Raw genomic sequence first — 20,894 nt, forward strand, 5'->3', positions numbered from 1 at the left:
TCACCCCTCAGCGATTCGAGGATCTCGACGCCTTCGACGGCTTCCAGCCGCCGTTCTTCCGCATCGACCTCAGGTACAGCGCCGAGGGCAGTCTCCGGACACCCCTCGGAAGACGCGGGTACACCGTCCGGGTCACGCGCATCAGGCGGTCGAAGCGGCGCTGGCGCGCCTCCGACCAGGGGATTCCGTACTGCCTCCGCAGCTCCGGGCCCAACAGGCCACCGCTCAGGAACCGTTGCGTGAGGGTCAGCGGCCACAGCAGCCGGTTGTCCGGACGGAACAGTGACTGGGACAGGCCGACGGCATGCGGGCCGACTTCCAGACGGGCACAGGCGTGTTCCCAGTAGTCTGAGAACTCCTCGGTGCTTTGGGGCCACCGCTCCCGGGGTAGGCCGAGGGCAGTGGCGTACACCGAGGTCTCACGAAGGAACTCGGCTCGTTCCTCCTCGGTCAGGTCGGCCACGGTCAGCTCGTACAGACGCACCGCGCTGTGGTACAGCGTCGCGCCGACCCACAGCAGCAGCTCGGGGTCGAGGGCGTCGTAGCCCGGACCCCGGACCCTGCGGTGCATGGCGCGCACGATGGCCTGTACGCGTTCGCTCTCCTCCGGGGTGCCCAGGGCGGTTCCGTAGACGTAGTACATCGTGCCGCGCAGCCGGTCGAGGGGGCGTGCGGCGAACTCGCTGTGCTCGGCGACCCCCCGGGCGACGCTCGGGTGGGCGATCTGGAGCAGGATCGCGTAGCCGGCCCCGGCCAGGATGCTGGCCTCGGTGTTGAGCCGCCGGAGAACCGGCGGGGCGTGGGATAGGTCCATGTCTGGATCGTAGGGCAGCGCCCAGCTTCGTCGCAGGTGACGCGCCCACCCTGGTTTATGGGGCTTCCTCCGCGTTCGTCTGGCGCGGCTCCCCGCCCGGTCTCCGGTCCTTCGGAGACACGTGCGGCACCTGTTCCGAGCCCGGTCCGACCACGGCTCGGGCCACGTTCCGAACCAACCCGACTCCGCGAGGGGCAGTGGGGGTTCTGGGGGTCGTGGGAGTCCTGGGCTTCCCGAGGGATAGGTCGATGATGTGCGGCCTGGGGTTCCTGAGGTCCAGGTGGTTGTGGTGCGGACTTGGGTTCCCGTGGGCCTCGCGAGAGCGGTGGCTGTGACATGTCCTGAGGCTCCGGAGGCCGTGGTGTCGCCTGGGAGTCCTGGGTTTTCCGAGGTGGGTCTGGTGGACGTGCCTGATGGGACATCCGTGATCACTCCGTCCTGGTGGCCGTGCGGGGGCGCCCCCCGCCCCTTGACGCGCGGTCGCCTCGACACCGCGGGGCCTCCGCCTTGGGTCCGTTCTGTCACCCGTCGCGAGCTCTGTCCACGGCTTTTCCAACGGCCATCCCCCCGTGTTCACACGGAGGAGGGGAAGGTGATTGTCACCTTTTGGTGAGGTCTGGTGGAACGTCGGCGGGGTCGACCTCTTGGTCCACTCCCGGAACGGCAGACCGGTTCCGGCAACCGATCGGCATCGGTCCTGTTCGGGGTGCCCGCCCCGCCGCCCGCCCACCAGTACCAGTGGCTGAGGAACCGGCACTGGGCCGTTCCACTGGTACGGGTGTCACTCCACACCCATGGGTAACAGGGATCTTGACGGGGGGTGACAAGCTCTTTACCGTCCTCGGTACTGGGTGGACGGAGGTTCCCGAAACCCACGGGAACTCCCGGGCGACCCCTTCCCGGGCTCGCGGAAATAACCGGCCGTGAGCGCGTTCCACCCGCCCTGGTCCGGAGACGGTCCGGGTCACCCCGCTACGGCCCCCCAGGGTCGTGACCCAGAAGAAGGGCTCCCTCATGAGTATCAGCACCAAGCTCCGCTCGACCGCGGCCGTCGGCGCCGCCACCGCGCTCGCCTTCACGTTGATGCCCGCGGGCACTGCCAGCGCCCACGGCTACATCAACAACCCGCCCAGCCGCCAGGCCCAGTGCGCCGCCGGGACGGTCTCCTGCGGACCGATCCAGTACGAGCCGCAGAGCGTCGAGGGCCCCAAGGGCCTGATGAGCTGTTCCGGAGGCAACGCCGCCTTCTCCGAGCTGGACGACGACAACTACGGCTGGGACGTCACCCCGGTCGGCAACTCCGTCACCTTCGACTGGACGATCACCGCCCGGCACTCGACCAGCACGTGGGAATACTTCATCGACGGTCAGCAGATCGAGAGCATCGACGACGGTGGCGCCCAGCCGCCGGCGAACTTCTCCCACACCGTCGACCTCTCCGGCTACAGCGGTGAGCAGACGGTGCTGGCCCGCTGGAACGTGGCCGACACCCCGATGGCCTTCTACGTCTGCGTCGACCTCAACGTCGGCGCCGCGTAGACACCCGGAGGCTCCCCCCTTCGTACGCCGTGACGCCCCACCCCCCGGGCGTCACGGCCCACGCCCCGGACCGGCCCAGCGCCGGCCCGGGGCGTCCCCGTTCACGGGACCGGGTTCCGGTTGGCCGGAGGTGGCCGTTTTCCCCCCGGACGGTGCTCGTGCCCGGATTCGTCGGGGTGGCCATGGGAACATGCGACGGGTCAGGACACACGTACTCGTGGATGGACCCTCGCATGGGACACCCCCTCCAGCCGACCCCACCAGGCCACTCCGGCCACCAGGGGCAGCCCCCGTTCGGCCACCAGGGCCCACCGGGTCAGCCGCCGCTCCAGCCGCCCTACCCCCACCCGCCCGGTCACCCCGGGGCGCCTGGACCGAACCCGCCCCCGCCCGGCGGCCCGCCCGGACCTCCCGGCCAGCCCGGCTCCCAGGGCGTTCCTGACCAGCCCCCGGCGCCCCGGCGCCGACCCCGGACCGCGCTCACGGTGACACTCACCGCCGCCGTCACCCTGGCGGTCGCCGGTTCCCTCACCTGGGTGGTCTCCTCCGCCACCGCCTCCTCCGCACGGATCAGCCCCGCGAGCGGCCTGCCGACCGACGACCCCTGCGCGGTCCTGAGTGACCGAACCCTCGCGTCGATGAACGCTGAGGCCAGATACGGGGGAGCCAGTAGCTACTCCAGCGGCTGCGACTGGAGCGTCACGCTGTTGGGAGAGGAGAGCATCTCCCTCTACTTCCGTCGTGCCGTGCCGTTCTCCGCGGCGGACGCGGCCCTGCTCCAAGAACATGACACGCAGGGGGAGGATCTGCCCACTGACGCCCAGGAGCTCTACGAGGCGACCGTCGAAGCGGCCTCCGAGCGCCCGCGGAGCGAGGCCGCGCAGTCGCGGGACCGACCGCTGAGGTTCGGTGACGAGAGCACGTTGGTCCTCGCCGACTTCCCCACCGGTTCCGGCGACCCCCACGAGCAGGTGGTGACGCTGGTCGTCCTGGAGGGACGCCTCGTCAGCGAGGTCACCCTCAACCTGGGCTCCACCATCGACGACATCGATCTGAACGAGGCCGAGGAGCTTCTCGCCGACGTCGCGGCCGACGTCTTCGGCTGATCCCTTCCCCCAGAGGCGCTCGGGCGTCGCACACCAACAGGAGGTCCGCCGTGTACAACGGCCCCCCACAGCAGTTCCCCCCACAGCACGGCGGGCCCGGAACCCCCGGCCAGGCCCCCCGAGCGCAGGGACCCGGAGGGCCACCCCCCGGCACGCGCCCCCCGGCTTCGGGACCAGTCCCGGGACGGCGCGGCACCGGGCGCGTCATCGCGATCACCGCGGCGGTGACACTCGCGGTCTACGGCCTGGTCGTCGGAGGCGTGTGGGCGGTGACGTCCTCGTCGGGCTCCCACCACGCGGGTCCTTCGCTCGAAGGTCTGGACCTGGACCCGTGCGCGGCGCCCGGCAGCTCGGACCTGCGTTCTCTCAACGCCGTCCTGGCCTCCGCCTCGTACTCCGAGGCGGGCACGGCGTGTTGGTGGGTCACGGAGTTCGCGAACGGGTCCCCGGGGTCGCTCCGGGTCACCTACAGCGTCCCCGCGAACGAGGAGGGCGAGAGGACCCACGACGCGTCCGACACCGCCAGCCGATTCGCGGAGGAGCGGGGCAAGCTGATCGACGGCACGGACGGCCCCCGGGGCATCGAGATCCTGGAAGGGCGTGACCTCGACCTGGGAGACGAGTCCTTCGTCTCCCACTACCTCGCGGGAACTGACGGGCAGGACAGCAACGCGACGGTGCTCGTCCGGAAGGCGGAGTACCTGGTCGAGATCAGGGTCCTGGAGACCGGGGAGGACAGGAGCGGCCGGGTCGACTTCACCGTCGGCGAGGAGGTGATCATCTCGATCGCCGAACGCGCCCTGAGCCGCCTGGGGTGACGCCGGCTCGCGGCGGCCGTCTACCGCGCGGCCACCGTCGTCACCGGACGCACGCGCTGCCCCGTTCCCGCTCGGATCTCCGGACGGCGGTCGACGCAGCGCGTGCGGTCCTCGAACGCCTTCCCCAGACGCAGCAGATCCGCGTCCCGGTAGTGGTCCACGGAGAGCTGGAAGCCCACGGGCAGCCCCGAGCCGGTGAACCCGGCCGGGAGCGCCAGGACGGGGAGCCCCGTCGCGGAGAGCGCGCAGGCCGAGCGCATCCAGTCCAGGTAGCCCGTGCCCTCGACGCCGTCGACCGCCGCCGGGTAGCGCAGCCGGGCGTCGAAGGGCAGCACCTGCGCGGCGGGGCTGACCAGGAGGTCGTAACGCGCGTGGAAGGCGCGGAGCGCGGCGGCCAGCCGGGTCCGCGCGCCGGTCGCGGCGACGATCTCCCGGGCGCTCAGCGCCCACCCGGCCTCCACGTTCCCGACCACCTCGGGTTTGACCAGGTCCCGGTGTTCGCGCACCAACGGCCCCAGCGCGGCGGCGAAGTCGAGGGCGCGGGTGGTCCGGAACACCTCCTCCGCGTCGGTGAGGTCCGGGGTCGCCTCCTCCACGATCGCCCCGGCCTCCTCGAAGACACGCAGACGCCCCTCCAGGACCGCCAGCACCTCCGGCTCCACGGGGAGGCCGAGCCCGAGGTCCGGGCTCCAGGCCACCCGAACCCCGCGCAGGTCACCGAGGAGCGGGCCGGTGAAGTCGGACCCGGTGACCGGTGCCGGGGGCCGCACCCTTGGTGAGGGCCCGGCGACGGCGAACATGAACAGGGCGACGTCGGAGACCTCGCGGGCCATCGGTCCGGTACGGGTCAGCCACGCCCAGTCGTCGCCCGGCGGCGGCGTGGGGATCACCCCGTGGGACGGCCGGAACCCCACCACGCCGCAGAACGACGCCGGGATGCGCAGCGATCCGCCCATGTCCGACCCCTCGCCCAGCGGCTGGATCCCGCTGGCGACCGCCGCCGCCAGGCCGCCGGACGAGCCGCCAGCGCTCAGCCGGGGCGCGTACGGGTTGGTGGTGGTGCCGAAGACGTCGTTGAAGGTGTGCGACCCGGCGCCGAACTCCGGGACGTTGCTCTTCCCCGTGGAGACCACCCCCGCGCGCCGCAGCCGGGCGATGATCGCGTCGTCCTGGACGGGCACGTGGTCAGCGAAGATCCGGGAGCCGCTGGTGGAGCGCGTCCCGGCCACCGCGTGGGTGTCCTTGTGGGTCATGGGCAGCCCGTGCAGCGGCGGCAGGGCGGCCCCGGACACGGTGCGCCGGTCGGCGGCCTCGGCGTCGGCCAGCGCCCGCTCCGGGTCGAGGGTGACCACGGCGTTGATCTCCGGGTTCACCTGCTCGATCCGTTCCAGGTGCGCGTCCAGGGCCTCTCGCGCGGAGACCTCACGGCGTCGGATCGCCGCCACCAGGGCGGTCGCGGACATCTGCTGGATCTCGTTCATGGTGGCCCCAGTCTCCGCCGGGACCGCGCGTTCCGGAACCTCCCCTCGGTGGGTTCGCCCCGGTTTTTCGGGAAACGACCCACAGGGGTCCCTCCCGCCCCCGACCGCGAAGGAAGGCCGTATGACCAGCCCGACCGACACCGTCCTGTCCGACCTCGACACCGACCGCGCGCACCGGATCTACCGGCACCTGCACGCGCACCCCGAGCTCTCCATGCAGGAGCACGCCACCGCCGACCTCGTCGCGGCCGAGCTGGAGGAGCTGGGCATCGGACACTTCCGCTGCGGCGGCACCGGTGTGGTCGGCGTGATCCGCAACGGGGACGGGCCGGTGGTCGCCTTCCGGGCCGACACGGACGGGCTGCCCATCGCGGAGGACACCGGCCTGGAGTACGCGAGCACGGCCACCGGGACGCTGGAGGACGGCACCGTGGTCCCGGTCATGCACGGCTGCGGACACGACACCCACGTCACGTCCCTGCTCAGCGCGGCCCGCGCGCTCACGTCCCACCCCGACACCTGGTCCGGGACCCTGGTGCTGGTCTTCCAACCCGGTGAGGAGGTCGCGGCCGGTGCGCGGGCGATGGTCGACGACGGCCTGTGGGAACGCGCCCCGCTCCCCGAGGTCGTCCTGGGCCAACACGTGATGCCGCTCCGGTCCGGGACGGTCGACATCTCCCACGGCGTCGCGATGGCCATGGCCGACGCGCTGCGGGTGACGGTGTACGGGAAGCAGTCCCACGGTTCGCGACCGCAGTCCTCGATCGACCCGATCGTGCTCGGGGCGCACGTGATCACCCGGTTGCAGACGATCGTCTCCCGCGAACTCGACCCGCGCACCCCCGCCGTGGTCACCTCCGGCACCTTCCACGCGGGCCTGAAGGAGAACATCATCCCGGACCGCGCGGAGTTCACCCTGAACATCCGCGCGTTCGAGCCCGAGGTCCGCGAGCGGGTCCTCGCCGCCGTCCGCCGGATCGTCTCCGGTGAGGCGGCCGTCTCCGGAGCCCCGGAACCGCTGGTGGAGGAGATCTACTCGTTCCCGCGCTGCCACAACGACCCCGTCCAGGCGGCGCGCGTGGAGTCGGCGCTCAGGGACGGCCTGGGGGAGGGGAACGTCTCCGTGGCCGAGCCGGTGATGGGCAGCGAGGACTTCGGCCTCCTGGGCGAGGCCGTCGGAGTCCCCTCGGTCTTCTGGATGTTCGGGGGGTTCGACCTCGCACCGGGCGAGGAGGCCCCGGTCAACCACTCCCCGGACTTCGCGCCCGCCATGGGACCGGCGCTGGCGACCGGCACGCGCGCCGCCGTCGCCGCGATCCTGGCCTACCTCGGCACCGACCCACGGGGCTGACCGACCGGCACCGACCCCGGACACGACGAAGGCCGGTCCCGTGGGACCGGCCTTCGTGCTCTGTCGGGGTGGCGGGATTTGAACCCACGACCTCTTCGTCCCGAACGAAGCGCGCTGCCAAGCTGCGCTACACCCCGAAGCAACGTCCCCAAGTCTAGCGGACTCGGGGAGTGCTTGTGCACCTCGATTCCGTACGGATCGAACCCGCCGGTCAGGGACGGGCGACCAGGTCCAGGAGCGAGGCCTCCGGGCGGCAGCAGAACCGCACCGGGGCGTACGGGGACGTGCCCAGACCACCGGAGACGTGCAGCCAGGCGTCGCCCCACTCGTTGAGCCCCCAGGCGCGGCGGCGGTCGATCCCGCAGTTGGTGACCAGCGTCCCGTAGTAGGGCAGGCACAGCTGGCCGCCGTGCGTGTGACCGGCGAGCAGCAGTTGGTACCCGTCGGCCTCGAACCGGTCCAGGTTGGCGGGCTCCGGCGAGTGCAGCACACCCAGCCTGACGTCGGCCAGGGGGTCGGCGGGACCGGAGACGTCGTCGTAGCGGTCCAGCTTGATGTGCGAGTCGTGCACACCGGCCAGTGCGACGTCGAGGCCGTTGGCCTTGAGGGAGCCCTTGTGGTTGTTCAGGTCCAACCAGCCCGACGCCGACATCGACGCGCCCAGCTCCCGCCAGGGCAGGTCCGGCACCCGGCGCTTGCGGTAGTCCGTCTTGCTGGTCCGCCACAGGTAGCGCGCCGGGTTCTTCAGCTGGGGCGAGAACAGGTCGTTGGATCCGTACACGAACGCGCCCGGCCGATCCAGGAGCGGTCCCAGGGCGCCGATGAAGGGCTCCACCGCGTCGGGGTGGGCCAGCGAGTCCCCGGTGTTGATCACCAGGTCCGGCTCGTAGGCCTCCAGCCCCCGGATCCAGTCGATGAGCATCCTCCGCCCGGGCGTCAGGTGCGCGTCGGACAGGTGCAGCACCCGCAGGCGGGGGCTGCCGGGGGGCAGCAGCGGCAGCTCGTACCGGCGGAGCCGGAACCAGTTGCGTTCGATGACCGAGGCGTACCCCAGCCCGGCCACACCGACCGCCCCGGTGATCGCGGCCGCGCGCCCGATCCGGCGCAGCAGTGGTCTGTTCTCGGCGCCCATCCGGCCCTCCTTCGTCGGGTACCGATCGTCTCAGATTCGGGGTGCGCCGCGCGCAAACCGTTGGTGGGCCCCGCCGGGGCGGCCATAGGATCGGGCCATGTCCGAACTCAAAGCCCGCCTCAAGTCCGACCTGACCACCGCCATGAAGGCGAAGGACAAGGTCCGCACCGCGACCCTGCGCATGGTGCTCACCACCATCGCCACCGAGGAGTCCGCGGGCTCCTCGCAGCGGGCGCTCAACGACGACGAGGTCACCAAGCTCCTCATCCGCGAGGCCAAGAAGCGTCGTGAGGCCGCCGAGGCCTTCGACAAGGGCGACCGCCCGGAGGCCGCCGCCAACGAGCGGGCCGAGAGCGAGGTCCTGTCGGACTACCTGCCCAAGCCCCTCACCGACGACGAGCTCTCCCAGCTGGTGACGGCCGCGGTCACCGAGACCGGCGCCTCCGGGATGAAGGAGATGGGCAAGGTCATGAAGATCGTCAACGCCCAGATCGCCGGGCGCGCCGACGGCGCCCGCGTGGCCGCCGAGGTCAAGCGCCAGCTGGCCTAGCGCAACGACGAGGGGGCGGTGGTGACCAGGTCACCACCGCCCCCTCGCGGGTGTCACGGGATCAGTCGCCCCGGCCGGGCTGGGTCGCCGGCGTCACCGGGAACCAGCCGTTGCGGCCCCGGTCGTCGTCCGCGTTGGCCCGGCCGCCGCCGCTGCTCAGGAACACGTTGACCGTCGCGCCCTCGGGGAGACGGGTGCCCGGGTTCGGGTTGACCGCGGCCACCGCACCCTCGCTCTCGGCGGAGCGGACCGTCGTGCCGGACACGTTCGCCGTGTAACCGGCGGACTCCAGGGCGGCCACCGCGTCCGACTCGCTCAGCCCGACGACGTTCGGGACGCCGCCGTCGTCGCTGGCCGGACTGGCCTCCTCGTCCCCGTCGTCGTCATCCCGTGGAGCGCGCGGCTCCGAGGTGGAGCCGAACTTGCCGGGGGCGGACGCCAGCCGCTCGGAGTCCAGGCCCTCGTGAGCGCCGCGCATGGTCTCCTGCCAGATCGGGCCCGGGATGGTCGCCCCGTACACGGTGCCGAAGTACCGGTCACCGATCCGCACGTTGCGCAGCGGGTACTGCTGGGGACCGCGCGGGTCACCGACGAACACGCTGCTGGCCATCTGCGGGGTGAACCCTGCGAACCAGGCCGCGGCGGAACCGTCGGTGGTTCCCGTCTTGCCCGCCGCCGGACGGCCGATGCCCAGGCTGGCGGCGGTGCCGCCGTTGAAGGTCTGCGACAGCAGGTAGCTGGTGCCGTCCGCGACCTCCTCGTCCATCACGCGCTCGCACTCGGGCTCGATGTCGATCGTGGTGCCCGCCTGGCGGTCCTCGATCTTCGTGATGGCCTGCGGCTCGCAGTACATGCCACCGGAGGCGAAGGTCGCGTAGGCGTTCGACACCCGCAGCGGGGAGACCTCCTCGCTGCCCAGCGTGAAGCTGCTGTTGGCGAGCGAGTTGTCGTTCTCCGTGAACAGGGTGCCGTCGGCGCGCTTCAGCCCGATCTTCTCGGCCATCTTCATCGTGTTGCACAGGCCCGCGCGGGCCTGGAGCTGCGCGAAGTAGGTGTTGGACGAGGCCTTCGTGCCGGAGATCATGTTGTGGTTGCCCGCGTTGCTGTCACCGGCGTTGCTCAGCGACCACGACTCCAGCCTCCCCCCGTTGCAGGAGGTCTGGCCGCTCACCGTGGTGGAGCTCGGTGAGTTGAAGGAGGTGCCGAAGGGCAGCCCCTGTTCCAGCGCCGCGGCCAGGGTGATCGCCTTGAACGTCGACCCGGCCTGGAAGCCGCTGCTGCCGCCCCGGTCCGAGTCGGTGGTGAAGTTGATGGAGGTCTCGCCGAGCTTGCTCTCGTCGGGACCGTAGTTGCGGCTCTGCATCATGCCGAGGATGTGGCCGGTGCCCGGCTCCACGATCGCCTGCGCGGCGACCTTGCGGGAGTCGTTCTCGCGCGGCACCCACTTGTCCACGGCCTTCTGCCCCGACTCCTGGGCCTGCGGGTCCAGGGTCGTGTGGATCTCCAGGCCGGCGGTGCGCAGCCAGCGCGCGCGCTCGGTCTCGTTGGGGCCGAACCGCTCGTCCTGCTCGATCTCCTGCACGACGTAGTCGCAGAAGAAGGGCTGGTCGCTGGGGACGCACCCGTTGGGCGGGGTGTCCAGATCCAGGTCCATGTCCTCGGCCTTGGCCTCCTCGGCCTCCTCCTCGGTGATGGACCCGGTGGCGACCATGCGGTCCAGGACCACGTTGCGCCGGTCGGTGGTCTGCTCGGGGAAGAAGCGCGGGTTGTACAGGTACGGGTAGCGGACGAGACCGGCGATGGTCGCCGCCTGGTGCAGCTCCAGCTCGCTCGCGGGCACCTGGAAGAAGTGCTGCGCGGCGGACTCGACGCCGTAGGCGCCGTCGCTGAAGTAGGCGATGTTGAGGTAGCCCTCAAGGATCTCGTCCTTGGACATCCGCTGTTCCAGGGCGACGGCGTAGCGCAGCTCCCGGATCTTGCGGGCGATGGTCTCCTCGCGGGCCTCCTCCAGTTCCTCCTGGGAGGTGGCGGCCTCGATCTGCACGTTCTTCACGTACTGCTGGGTGATGGAGGAGGCACCCTCGGTGTTGCCTCCCACGGTCCGGAGCGCGGCACGCAGGGTGCCGGAGACGTCCAGACCGCCGTGGTCGTAGAAGCGGGAGTCCTCCATGGCCAGGATCGCGTCGATCATGACCGGGGAGACGTCGTCGATGTCGACGAGCTCACGGTTCTGGTCGAAGATCTCGGCGATCACGCCGCCCTCGCGGTCGTAGATGGTCGATCGCTGAGGAGGCGGAGGTGTCTCGAGTTGGCTGGGCATGTCCAGGAAGCCGCTGGCGATGTTGCGGGCGGTGATCCCCATGCCGCCGACCGCCGGAAGGGCGAGTGCGGCGACGAGGAGGCCGGCGATCACACCGACGACGACCAGTTGGCTGATTCTTTGAAGCAATGTCCCCTGACCCACCCCATCAGACTAAGTGACCACGAACGCTCAGAAGCGGTGCGATCGGTAACGGACGGTGCGTTCTCACGCCGAATCGCCCCATGACTACGCACGAGCCGTACCCCGGACCATCCTTCCACGATTAACGCGGGGAGCCCCGGGAGCGGTTCGGCCGACACGCGCCCCTGCCCCGGTCGGGGAGGGTGGTCGGCCGGTCGCGCAATGGCCCGCTCGGGCCATATCCGTGAGACGGAAAGTGGGTCGAGTGGGTTCTGTTGGCGCGGCGATCCGAACCGTACTTTCGAGATACGGGGGCGCCGTGACGGTACGTGCACGCCGCGCCCCACGCGGTAGCGGGAGGCCACCGTGTTCACCTCCACTCAACCAGAGCACACCAACCACCTTTGACCACGAGCGCTAGCACACGTCTGGGAAGTGGGCCACATGTGGACCAATCAGTGGACGACCGAGGCCCTGTGCCGTCAGATCGACCCCGATGCCCTGTTCGTCCAGGGCGCCGCGCAGAACCGTGCGAAGCTCTTCTGTCACGGCTGTCCCGTGCGGGTCGAGTGCCTCGCCGACGCCCTGGACCACCGGGTGGAGTTCGGCGTGTGGGGCGGAATGACCGAGCGCGAACGCCGCTCCCTGCTGCGCAAACACCCCGACATCACCGACTGGGCGCCCCTGCTGGAGGAGGCGCGCCGCGAGGGTGAGGACGATCTCTCCCGCATCGCGCGCACCCTGCGGGACACGCCCGCCTGACGCGTCGGCCCGGTGCGGCGCGGCCTCAGGCCTCCGGTGCCGTCTCCCCGGACTCCGTGGACCCTCTGGGCTCCGTGGTCCCTTCGGTGTCCGCCGATCCCCGCACGCCCCCGGCGAGCGCGACGCCGATCTCCCGCAGCCCCGCGAGGTCGTGCACGTCCTCGGGCCGCGCCGGTACCTCGACCACCCGCGCGCCCCGGTGCGCCGCCAGCATCCGGGAGCGCAGCCGCTCCTCGCGTTCGTGCGTCCGGACCCGTTCCGCGTGCAGGCGCAGCGCCGCCGCCGCGATCGGGTGGGTCCCGGCCTCCGTCAGTGAGGCGGCGGCCGCCAGCGCCTCGTCGGCGCCCAGACGGGAGCCGGGGCCGGGCGGCAGCGGGTGCGTCCGGTTGACCACCAGCCCCGCGAGCGGCATGGACTCCGTCGCCAGACGGTCCATGAAGTAGGAGGCCTCGCGCAGGGCGTCCGTGTCCGGGACCGCCACCACGACGAACGCCGTCCCCGGTGTCCGGAGCAGGCGGTACGTGCGTTCGGCGCGTTTCTGGAACCCGCCGAACACGGTGTCGAAGGCCGAGACGAACGAGCGCAGGTCGGCCAGGAACTGGGCGCCGACGATCTTTCCCACCACCGACCCCACCACGTTGACCCCGGCGCCCAGCAGCCGGAACGCTCCGTTGGCCGGGGGGCTGAGGAAGCGGATGAGCCTGCCGTCCAGGAACCGGCCGAGCCGCTTGGGGGCGTCCAGGAAGTCCAGCGCGGACCGGCTGGGCGGGGTGTCCACCACGATCAGGTCCCACTCACCGGACTGGCGCAGCTGTCCCAGCTTCTCCATCGCCATGTACTCCTGCGTGCCGGAGAAGCTCGTGGAGAGGGTCTGGTAGAAGGGGTTGGCCAGGATCTGGCGGGCCCGTTCGGGGTCGGCGTGCTCCCTGACGACCTCGTCGAAGGTCCGCTTCATGTCGAGCATCATGGCGTGCAGGCTGCCCCGGGCCGTCTCGGGGAGCGGCACCGGGCGCGGGGTGTTGTCCAGCTCGACCAGACCCATCGACTGCGCCAGGCGCCGGGCCGGGTCCACGGTGATCACCACGGTGCGCCGCCCCCGTTCGGCGGCCCGGAGCGCCAGCGCGGCGGCGGTGGTGGTCTTGCCGACCCCGCCCGAACCGCAGCACACGACGATCCTCCGGTGGGGGTCGTCCAGCAGGGCGTCCACGTCCAGCGGCGCGCCCTCGCGCGCGCCCCGCGCTCCCGGTCCTCCCGTTCTCGGGCCCTCGGTCACCGTCCCACCCCCTGATCGGTCAGGCACCGGGCCAGGTCGCCCAGCGCGGCGCGGTCCACCCCGCCCTCCACCCGGGGCAGCTCCACCAGCGGCGGGCCCAGTTCCTCCAGCTCGCCGCGGACCCGTTCCTCCAGGAGGCGGCGCAGCGCGTGCGCGCGCACCTCGCCCGCGAGGTCGGCGGCCAGCTCCCCGTGCGCCCCCAGAAGGGCCGGGTCCAGGCCGGCGGCGCCGAGCCCCGACGCGATCGCGGCGGTGTCCGTCTCGCCCGCGACGGCGGCGGCGAGGTCGGTCGCCTCCAGCAGCGGCGGGGCGACCATGTTCACGATGACGGCCCCCGGGCGCAGTCCCCGGTCACGGAGTTCCGCGATCCCGTCCCGGGTCTCCTGCGCGGGCATCTCCTCCAGGAGGGTCACGACGTGCACGCGGGTGCGGTCGGAGCGGATCACCTCCATGACCCGGTCGGCGTGGTTGCGGACCGGTCCCACCCGGGCCAGCCCCGCCACCTCGGAGTTGACGTTCAGGAACCGCCCGATCCTCCCGGTGGGCGGCGCGTCCATGACCACGGCCTCGTAGTGGAAGGGGGCTCCGGCGGGGGCGTCGGAGGACCGGCCCCGGGCGCCCGCGCGCCGTCGGACCGCCTCGGTGGCCTTGCCGGTGAGCAGGACGTCGCGGAGTCCGGGCGCGATGGTGGTGGCGAAGTCGACGGCGCCCATCCGGGTGAGGGCCTGCCCGGCCCGGCGCATGCCGTAGAACAGCTCCAGGTACTCGAGCAGCGCGGCCTCGGCGTCCGCCGCCAGCACGTGGACGGAACCGCCGCCCGGCGCGGAGATCATCTCGCGCTCCTCGTAGGGCAGGGCGGGGCTCCCGAGCAGGGAGGCCACGCCCTGGCGGCCCTCCACCTCGACCAGGAGCACGCGCCCGCCCCGGGACGCCAGGGAGAGCGCCAGGGCGGTTGCGGCCGTCGTCTTCCCCGTGCCGCCCTTGCCGGTCACGATGTGCAGTCGGGCACCGGCGAACGCCGCTCCCCGGTCGTCTCCGCGCGGTCCCTGTTCACGATCGCTCACCCGACGGAGTCTATGTGCGCGCCCCGTCGGGAGGCGGACGCGGGTGCGCCCGGGTCCGCCTGACCTCCCGGGTGGGCGCGGGTGAGTAAGGTGAGCGGCGTTGAGGGGCGGTCCCAGGGGCCGCCGGTGACCGAGAGGGGTATGGACGATGACCAAGTGGGAGTACCAGAGCGTGGCTCTGCTGTCGCACGCCACCAAGCAGATCCTGGACAACTGGGGCGAGGACGGCTGGGAGCTGGTCTCCGTCGTGCCCGCGCCGCTGCCCGAGGGCACCGACCCGCGCAACCAGCAGTACGTCGCCTACATGAAGCGGGCCAAGTAGATGGCGACCCCCGAGGAGCGCATCGCGGAGCTGGGGCTCACCCTGCCCGAGGTGGTCCCCCCGGTCGCGGCCTACCAGCCGACCGTCCGCAGCGGTGCCCACGTCTACGTCTCCGGCCAGCTGCCGTTCGTGGACGGCGCCCTTCCGGCGACCGGGAAGGTCGGTGCCGGGGTCAGCCCCGAGACCGCCAAGGAACTGGCCGCCGTGTGCGCGCTGAACGCCATCGCGGCGGTGCGGGCCGAGGTCGGAGACCTGTCGGACGTGGTGCGGATCGTGAAGGTGGGCGGCTTCGTGGCCAGCGCGCCCGAGTTCACCGGGCACCCCGGTGTGATCAACGGGGCCAGCGAGCTGCTGGGCGAGGTCTTCGGCCCGGCCGGGGTGCACGCCCGGGCCGCCGTCGGTGTGGCCTCCCTGCCGCTGGACTCGCCGGTCGAGGTTGACATGATCGTCGAGGTCCGCTGACCGGACCCGGGGACGACCGGGCCACGGCGCGGGCCCTCGTGAACGACGGGAGTGTGTCGATGACCGAGGACGACGGTGTGGCCCGACCCCGCCCCGCCGCCACCGTGATGCTGCTGCGTCCGGCGGCGGGCTCCGACGCCGCGCGGGCCGAACGCCCCATGGAGGTCCTGCTCATGCGCAGGGTGCCCTCCATGGGGTTCGCCCCGGGCGCCTACGTCTTCCCGGGCGGCCGCGTGGACGAGCGGGACTCCGACGGCGACCTGCCCTGGACCGGTCCCTCCCCGGAGGAGTGGGCCGGGATCCTGGGAACGGACGTGCCCCGGGCCCGGGCCCTGGTGTGCGCGGCCGTACGGGAGACCTTCGAGGAGACCGGTGTGCTGCTCGCCAGCGAACCGGAGCGGGCCGACCAGGAGGAGATCACCCTTGACACCGCGACCGACGACTGGGAGCGGGACCGGCTCGGCCTGATCGACCGCACCCACTCCTTCACGGAGGTGCTGCGGCGGCGCGGTCTGGTGCTGCGCTCGGAGTGGCTGCGCGCGTGGGCGAGGTGGATCACCCCCAGGAGCCAGCCGCGCCGCTTCGACACCTGGTTCTTCACCGCCGAACTCCCTCCGGGACAGGAGTCGCGCGACGTCGGCGGGGAGGCGGACCTCACGCGGTGGACCGACCCGGCCGTGGTCGCGGACGAGTGGAGCGCCGGGCGGATGCCCATGCTGCCGCCGACCGTGATCGCCTGTGCCGAGCTGGCCGACCGGCGGACCCTCCAGGGGGTGCGGGAGGCCCGACGGGATATCGTTCCCATCGAACCGGACGTTCGGGAGATAGACGGTCAGATCCGTGTCGTGGCGCCGGACGGCGGCGACTTCCCCCTTCCGGGGCCCGGCGCGGCACAGTGAGCGTCCGCCCCCCGGCGGTGCGCGGCTCCCCGTCGCCGAGCGGCCCCCAGCGGGTCCCGCCGGACGGGTCCGGGTCGCCCGATCGAAGCGAGGTGCGATGAGGATCGACGGTTCCGGGACACTGCGCGCCGCCTGCGTGCTCTGCCCCAACCCAGGCCCGATGACGTTGGAGGGGACCAACACCTGGATCCTGCGTGAGCCGGGTGCCCGAGGGGTGCTGGTCGTCGATCCCGGCCCGCACGACGAACGGCACCTGGAGCGGGTGGCGCGGATCGTGCAGGAACAGGGCGCCCAGGTCCAGATGGCCGTGGTGACGCACCGGCACTTCGACCACGCCGAGGGCTCCCGGTACCTCTCCGAGCTGACGGGGGCCCCGGTGCACGCGGTGGACCCGGAGGTACGGGTGGGCGGCGCGGGGCTGGAGGACGGTCAGCTGTTGGACGTGGACGGCCTTGAGGTCCGGGTCATCGCCACGCCGGGGCACACCGACGACTCGATCAGCCTGCTGGTGGAGGCCGACGGCGCCATCCTGACCGGGGACACGATCCTCGGCCACGGCACCACGGTGATCGACGGGGACGACGGACTGGCCCCCTACCTGGACTCGCTGTACCGGCTCCGGGACCTGGTGGAGGAGTACCAGGTGCGGACGCTCCTCCCCGGGCACGGACCAGTTCTGACATCACCGTCGGCGGCGCTGACCTCCTACATCGACCACCGCGAGGCGCGTCTGGCGCAGGTCCGCGACGCCGTGGCTGCCGGGGCGGAGGGGGTCGGGGCGATCATCGACCGCGTCTACCCGGACGTGGTCGAGAGCATCCGTCCGGCCGCGGCCTCCTCGGTCCGGGCGCAGCTGCGCTACCTCGCGACCAGGGGCGAGCTCCCCGAGGGCTTCGTGGAATAGGGCCGTCGCCACGGCCCCACACGGCCCGGAGAGCGCCTGAGAGGCCCCTGACAGCGCTGCGGCCGCCACCCCGGAGGGTGACGGCCGCACAGCGTCTGTGGTTCGGCTGGGGTCGTTCAGCGGGCGCGGCGGCGCATGCGCTCGACGTCCAGCAGGACCACGGCCTTGGCCTCGATCCGCAGCCAGCCGCGCAGGGCGAACTCGGCCAGGGCCTTGTTGACCGTCTCGCGGGAGGCGCCCACCAGTTGGGCCAGCTCCTCCTGGGTGAGGTCGTGGTGCACGTGCAGGCCGTCGTCGCCCTCCTTGCCGAACTTGTCGGCGAGTTCGAGCAGCGCCTTGGCCACGCGGCCGGGCACGTCGGTGAAGACCAGGTCGGCCATCACGTCGTTGGTCCGGCGCAGTCGGGCGGCCAGCGACTTCAGCAGCTGGAGCCCCACCTGCGGGCGGCTGGACAGGAAGGGCCGCAGGTCGTCGTGGCCGAGCCCGGCGAGCACGGAGTCGGTGACGGCCACGGCGCTCGCGGTGCGCGGGCGCGGGTCGAACAGCGACAGTTCACCGAACATCTCGCTGGGGCCGAGCACGCCCAGCAGGTTCTCGCGGCCGTCGACGGCCGTGCGGGTCAGCTTGACCTTCCCGCTGAGGATCACGTACAGGCGGTCGCCCTCGTCACCCTCGTTGAACAGGGTCTGACCGCGACCGAGACGCACCTCGTTCACCGAGGAGCGGAGCGCGGCCGTGTCCTCCTCGTCCAGCGCCTCGAACAGAGGGGCCTTCCGGAGCACCTCGTTGATCTCGTCCACACGTCCTCCTAAAACCTGACCGTCAACAGTGTGACGTATATCGCAACCGGGTGGGAAACCAGTTCGTTACCACGGCTTGTCCGCCGGGAGACAACGTGCCCACAACAGCCGACGTCAGCCCATGTGATCCTAGTCGTTGTCGACTTGGGTCAGGGCTTGTCCGCGCCGGGTGACCGGACATTGGTTACATAATCTCGGTCACCAGCCGAAACGTCGGCGCGGGGTGGAATCCCGGCGCCGGGGTGAGTCGACCCGGACGTGCCCCACGACCGGACGCCTACCCTGTGACGATGTCCCACACTCCAGAGTTCCGCCACACCGCGTCCGAAGAGGACGCGGCCGTGCCGGAGAACGCCACGCCCACCGGTGAGAGCCGACTCGCGCTGGTCCGCCGCGCCCGGAAGATGTACCGGGAGCTCTCGGAGCTGTACCCGGACGCCCACGCCGAACTGAACTTCACCACCCCGCTGGAGCTCCTGGTCGCGACGATCCTGTCCGCGCAGTGCACGGACAAGCGGGTCAACCTGGTCACTCCGGCGCTCTTCGCGCGCTACCCGGACGCCGAGGCCTACGCGTCGGCCAGCCGCGAGGAGCTGGAGGAGATGATTCGTTCGACGGGGTTCTTCCGGGCCAAGGCCAACAGCCTGTTGGGGCTGGGCCAGGCCCTGTGCGAACGACACGGCGGCGAGGTCCCTGGAAACCTCACCGACCTGGTCAAACTACCCGGTGTAGGGCGAAAAACCGCAAACGTACTGCTCGGAAACGCCTTCGATGTGCCGGGGATCACCGTGGACACCCACTTCGGTCGTCTGGTCAGGCGCTTCGGGTGGACCGACGAGGAGGACCCGGTCAGGGTCGAGCACGCGATCGGGGAGCTCTTCCCGCCCAAGGACTGGACGATGCTCTCCCACCGCGTGGTGTGGCACGGCCGCCGCGTCTGCCACGCCCGCAGGCCCGCCTGCGGCGCGTGCGGGGTGGCCCGCTGGTGCCCGTCCTTCGGGGAGGGCCCCACGGACGCCGCCACCGCCACCAAGCTGCTCCGCATGCGCTCGTTCGCCTGACCGCCGCGCGCCCTGGGACGCGGGCGCGGGTCGCCGCGGTTTGTACCCTGAAGCACGTGAGTGCGCGCACACCGGCTCCCGAGGCGTCCGCACCCGCACAGACGTCGGCGCGACAACCCCCGGAACAGGTTCCCTGCGTATGAACTCGACCCCGCTCTGGCTGTCCGCTCTCGCGGACGCCGCCCGGACGATGCCGGTACCCAAGCCGATGCGCCCGCCGGAACGGGGAGGGCGGGAGTCGGCGGTCCTCATCCTCTTCGGAGAGACCGACCTGGGCCCCGACCTGCTGCTCATCCAGCGCAACGCCGGGCTGCGCCGCCACGCGGGCCAACCCGCCTTCCCCGGCGGACGGATCGAGCCCACCGACGCCTCCCCCGAGGCGGCCGCCCTGCGCGAGGCGGAGGAGGAGACCGGGGCCGTGCCGGACGGGATCGACGTGGTCGGTCGCCTCCCCGAGCTCTACCTGAGCTTCAGCGACTTCCGGGTCGCCCCCATCCTCGGCTGGTGGCGCGAACCCTCCGAGGTGCGCGCCGCCGACGTCGGGGAGGTCGCGGCCGTGGCCCGGGTCCCCGTCGCGGACCTGGCCGAGCCCGCCAACAGGGTCAAGGTCCGCTACGGGGGAGGCCCCATGTGGGGTCCGGGCTTCCGTGTGGACGGCATGCTCGTCTGGGGATTCACGGGAGCGATCATCGACAGCCTCCTCGTGCTCGGCGGATGGGAACTTCCCTGGCGCGACCGGGGTCTCACTGACGAGTTCGAAGCCACCCCGCAGGGCCTGCGCCCGGTCGGGTAACGCTCACTTCTTGGAGGGCATCCGTGCTCGACGCGGTTCTGGTCATCCTGTTGCTGCTCTTCGCGGTGACGGGGTACCGGCAGGGATTCATCGTCGGCGTCTTCAGCTTCGTCGGCTTCATCGGCGGGGGGATCGTCGCGGCGCTCACCGCTCCGGGGCTCATCCAGGACTGGGTGGCCGACCCCGGTCGGCAGGCGCTGCTGGCCATCGCCGTGGTGTTCCTGTCCGCCGCCCTGGGCCAGTTCCTGGCGTCCTACCTGGGCACCATGGTGCGCAACAAGGTCACCTGGGACTCGGCACGCGTCGTGGACGCGCTCGGCGGCGCCGTGGTCAGCGGGATCTCGGTGCTCCTGGTCGCCTGGTTCATCGGCAGCACGGTGGCCAACTCCGCCCTGCCGTACGTGTCGCAGCAGGTCAAGGAGTCGCGCATCCTCCAGTCGGTGGACGCGCTGATGCCGGACGCCGCCCACCAGGGCTTCTCGACCTTCCGGCGGGTGGTGGACCAGAGCGCCTTCCCGCAGGTGTTCAGCGGTCTGGGCACCGGTGAGCTCGCGGAGGTGGAACCGCCGGACCCCGACGTCCTCACGACCCCGGAGCTCATCGAGTCCAGCCGCAGCGTGGTCAAGGTGCTGGGCACCGCCCCCTCGTGCCAGCGGAGGGTGGAGGGCACCGGCTTCGCCTACGGTCAGGACCGCATCATGACCAACGCCCACGTGGTCGCCGGGGTCACCGAGGACCTGCGCGTGGTCACCCGCGACGGGCACCAGCTGGAGGCCACCCTGGTGCTCTTCGACGCCCAGCAGGACCTGGCCGTGCTGCACGTGCCAGGGATGGACCTGGAGCCCCTGGACTTCAACGGTGAGGCGGCCCAGGGCGACGACGCGGTCGTGGCCGGGTTCCCGCGCAACAGCGGGTTCACCGCCGTCCCCGCCCGCATCCGCGCCAAGCAGACCGCGCAGGGCTCGGACTTCTACCACTCCCAGCAGGTGAGCCGGGAGATCTACCAGGTGCGCGCGGTGGTGCGCCCGGGCAACTCCGGCGGCCCGCTGCTGGCGCCCGACGGCACCGTGTACGGCGTGGTGTTCGCCGCGGCCACCAACGAGGACGAGACCGGGTACGTGCTGACCGCGGACGAGGTCGCGGCCAACGCGGAGGAGGGGCTGACCGCCACCGCGGAGGTCTCCTCCCAGACCTGCGACTGAGCCACGGGGCACCCGGGACCGGACGACTGATCACCGGTCCCGGGCCCCCGGGGCCACCGGTCCCAGACCCGGGAACGACGAGGGGGCGCCTCCCGTGCGGGAGGCGCCCCCTCGTGAC

20 protein-coding genes and 1 tRNA gene are annotated in these 20,894 nt (G+C 71.8%); 13 read left to right on the forward strand and 8 right to left on the reverse strand.

The annotated features are described in order from the left end of the window. Window positions 1-7 precede the first annotated feature (7 nt). The gene (locus ACFW3L_RS22035) at window positions 8-814 is read right to left on the reverse strand and encodes an oxygenase MpaB family protein (protein ID WP_378743377.1); all 807 of its coding nucleotides are present in this window, start codon (window positions 812-814) and stop codon (window positions 8-10) included. Window positions 815-1,828: 1,014 nt separating this feature from the next. Here ACFW3L_RS22035 and ACFW3L_RS22040 point away from each other — a divergent pair. The 3 genes from ACFW3L_RS22040 to ACFW3L_RS22050 all read left to right on the forward strand — a co-directional run bounded on the left by ACFW3L_RS22040 (window position 1,829) and on the right by ACFW3L_RS22050 (window position 4,277). After that, window positions 1,829-2,353 (forward strand): lytic polysaccharide monooxygenase auxiliary activity family 9 protein, encoded by a 525-nt coding sequence (locus tag ACFW3L_RS22040; protein WP_378743379.1) that lies wholly within the window; start codon window positions 1,829-1,831, stop codon window positions 2,351-2,353. A gap of 485 nt (window positions 2,354-2,838) precedes the next feature. Beyond that, window positions 2,839-3,459, forward strand: coding sequence for a hypothetical protein (locus ACFW3L_RS22045; RefSeq protein WP_378743381.1), 621 nt, complete (start codon window positions 2,839-2,841; stop codon window positions 3,457-3,459). Window positions 3,460-3,683: 224 nt separating this feature from the next. Further along, window positions 3,684-4,277 (forward strand): hypothetical protein, encoded by a 594-nt coding sequence (locus ACFW3L_RS22050; protein ID WP_378743383.1) that lies wholly within the window; start codon window positions 3,684-3,686, stop codon window positions 4,275-4,277. 20 nt (window positions 4,278-4,297) lie between these two features. Here the strand turns inward: ACFW3L_RS22050 and ACFW3L_RS22055 are convergent, their stop codons facing one another. Next, complete coding sequence (locus ACFW3L_RS22055) at window positions 4,298-5,758, reverse strand: amidase (RefSeq protein WP_378743385.1); 1,461 nt, start codon at window positions 5,756-5,758, stop codon at window positions 4,298-4,300. A 121-nt stretch (window positions 5,759-5,879) separates the two neighbouring features. Here ACFW3L_RS22055 and ACFW3L_RS22060 point away from each other — a divergent pair, with 121 nt between their 5' ends. After that, a complete protein-coding gene (locus ACFW3L_RS22060) occupies window positions 5,880-7,109 on the forward strand; it encodes an amidohydrolase (RefSeq protein ID WP_378743386.1) in 1,230 nt (409 codons plus the stop codon). A gap of 63 nt (window positions 7,110-7,172) precedes the next feature. On the opposite strand, the gene ACFW3L_RS22065 is transcribed toward ACFW3L_RS22060, so the two are convergent. Continuing rightward, window positions 7,173-7,246 (reverse strand) — tRNA-Pro (locus ACFW3L_RS22065). A 74-nt stretch (window positions 7,247-7,320) separates the two neighbouring features. Beyond that, the gene (locus tag ACFW3L_RS22070; RefSeq protein ID WP_378743387.1) at window positions 7,321-8,241 is read right to left on the reverse strand and encodes a metallophosphoesterase; all 921 of its coding nucleotides are present in this window, start codon (window positions 8,239-8,241) and stop codon (window positions 7,321-7,323) included. A gap of 97 nt (window positions 8,242-8,338) precedes the next feature. Between ACFW3L_RS22070 and ACFW3L_RS22075 the strand changes: the two genes are divergently transcribed. Next, the gene (locus ACFW3L_RS22075; RefSeq protein ID WP_378743389.1) at window positions 8,339-8,791 is read left to right on the forward strand and encodes a GatB/YqeY domain-containing protein; all 453 of its coding nucleotides are present in this window, start codon (window positions 8,339-8,341) and stop codon (window positions 8,789-8,791) included. Window positions 8,792-8,852: 61 nt separating this feature from the next. On the opposite strand, the gene ACFW3L_RS22080 is transcribed toward ACFW3L_RS22075, so the two are convergent. Then, window positions 8,853-11,240, reverse strand: coding sequence for a penicillin-binding protein (locus ACFW3L_RS22080; RefSeq protein ID WP_378743391.1), 2,388 nt, complete (start codon window positions 11,238-11,240; stop codon window positions 8,853-8,855). 438 nt (window positions 11,241-11,678) lie between these two features. Between ACFW3L_RS22080 and ACFW3L_RS22085 the strand changes: the two genes are divergently transcribed. Next, entirely contained in the window at window positions 11,679-11,996 is a 318-nt protein-coding gene (locus ACFW3L_RS22085) for a WhiB family transcriptional regulator (RefSeq protein WP_378743393.1), read from the forward strand. A gap of 25 nt (window positions 11,997-12,021) precedes the next feature. Here the strand turns inward: ACFW3L_RS22085 and ACFW3L_RS22090 are convergent, their stop codons facing one another. Together ACFW3L_RS22090 and ACFW3L_RS22095 are read right to left on the reverse strand one after the other, a co-directional pair. Continuing rightward, window positions 12,022-13,269 carry an ArsA family ATPase gene (locus ACFW3L_RS22090; protein WP_378743395.1) on the reverse strand — a complete coding sequence of 416 codons (1,248 nt, stop codon included), beginning with the start codon at window positions 13,267-13,269 and terminating at the stop codon, window positions 12,022-12,024. After that, a complete protein-coding gene (locus ACFW3L_RS22095) occupies window positions 13,266-14,333 on the reverse strand; it encodes an ArsA-related P-loop ATPase (protein ID WP_378743397.1) in 1,068 nt (355 codons plus the stop codon). Before ACFW3L_RS22095 ends, ACFW3L_RS22090 begins: the two co-directional genes overlap by 4 nt. Window positions 14,334-14,481: 148 nt before the next feature. Between ACFW3L_RS22095 and ACFW3L_RS22100 the strand changes: the two genes are divergently transcribed. From ACFW3L_RS22100 to ACFW3L_RS22115, 4 genes are all read left to right on the forward strand, one after another. Continuing rightward, a complete protein-coding gene (locus ACFW3L_RS22100) occupies window positions 14,482-14,655 on the forward strand; it encodes a DUF4177 domain-containing protein (RefSeq protein ID WP_017546677.1) in 174 nt (57 codons plus the stop codon). Beyond that, the gene (locus ACFW3L_RS22105; RefSeq protein WP_378743399.1) at window positions 14,656-15,117 is read left to right on the forward strand and encodes a RidA family protein; all 462 of its coding nucleotides are present in this window, start codon (window positions 14,656-14,658) and stop codon (window positions 15,115-15,117) included. Window positions 15,118-15,176: 59 nt separating this feature from the next. Continuing rightward, window positions 15,177-16,016: an NUDIX hydrolase gene (locus ACFW3L_RS22110; protein ID WP_378743401.1), complete on the forward strand. Its 840-nt coding sequence runs from the start codon at window positions 15,177-15,179 to the stop codon at window positions 16,014-16,016. Window positions 16,017-16,113: 97 nt separating this feature from the next. After that, window positions 16,114-16,920, forward strand: coding sequence for an MBL fold metallo-hydrolase (locus ACFW3L_RS22115; RefSeq protein WP_378743403.1), 807 nt, complete (start codon window positions 16,114-16,116; stop codon window positions 16,918-16,920). Between the two features lie 116 nt (window positions 16,921-17,036). On the opposite strand, the gene ACFW3L_RS22120 is transcribed toward ACFW3L_RS22115, so the two are convergent. Further along, window positions 17,037-17,711: a Crp/Fnr family transcriptional regulator gene (locus ACFW3L_RS22120; RefSeq protein WP_187294582.1), complete on the reverse strand. Its 675-nt coding sequence runs from the start codon at window positions 17,709-17,711 to the stop codon at window positions 17,037-17,039. A 299-nt stretch (window positions 17,712-18,010) separates the two neighbouring features. On the opposite strand from ACFW3L_RS22120, the gene nth reads away from it, so the two are divergent. The 3 genes from nth (at window position 18,011) to ACFW3L_RS22135 (ending at window position 20,776) form a co-directional block, all read left to right on the forward strand. After that, window positions 18,011-18,781 (forward strand): endonuclease III, encoded by a 771-nt coding sequence (nth, locus tag ACFW3L_RS22125; protein WP_378743405.1) that lies wholly within the window; start codon window positions 18,011-18,013, stop codon window positions 18,779-18,781. A 139-nt stretch (window positions 18,782-18,920) separates the two neighbouring features. Then, window positions 18,921-19,574 (forward strand): NUDIX hydrolase, encoded by a 654-nt coding sequence (locus tag ACFW3L_RS22130; RefSeq protein ID WP_378743407.1) that lies wholly within the window; start codon window positions 18,921-18,923, stop codon window positions 19,572-19,574. Window positions 19,575-19,597: 23 nt separating this feature from the next. Beyond that, window positions 19,598-20,776 (forward strand): MarP family serine protease, encoded by a 1,179-nt coding sequence (locus ACFW3L_RS22135; protein ID WP_378743409.1) that lies wholly within the window; start codon window positions 19,598-19,600, stop codon window positions 20,774-20,776. Window positions 20,777-20,894: the final 118 nt, after the last annotated feature.

Origin of the sequence: Nocardiopsis sp. NPDC058789, assembly GCF_042745575.1 — a bacterium.
GTDB lineage: Bacteria > Actinomycetota > Actinomycetes > Streptosporangiales > Streptosporangiaceae > Nocardiopsis > Nocardiopsis eucommiae.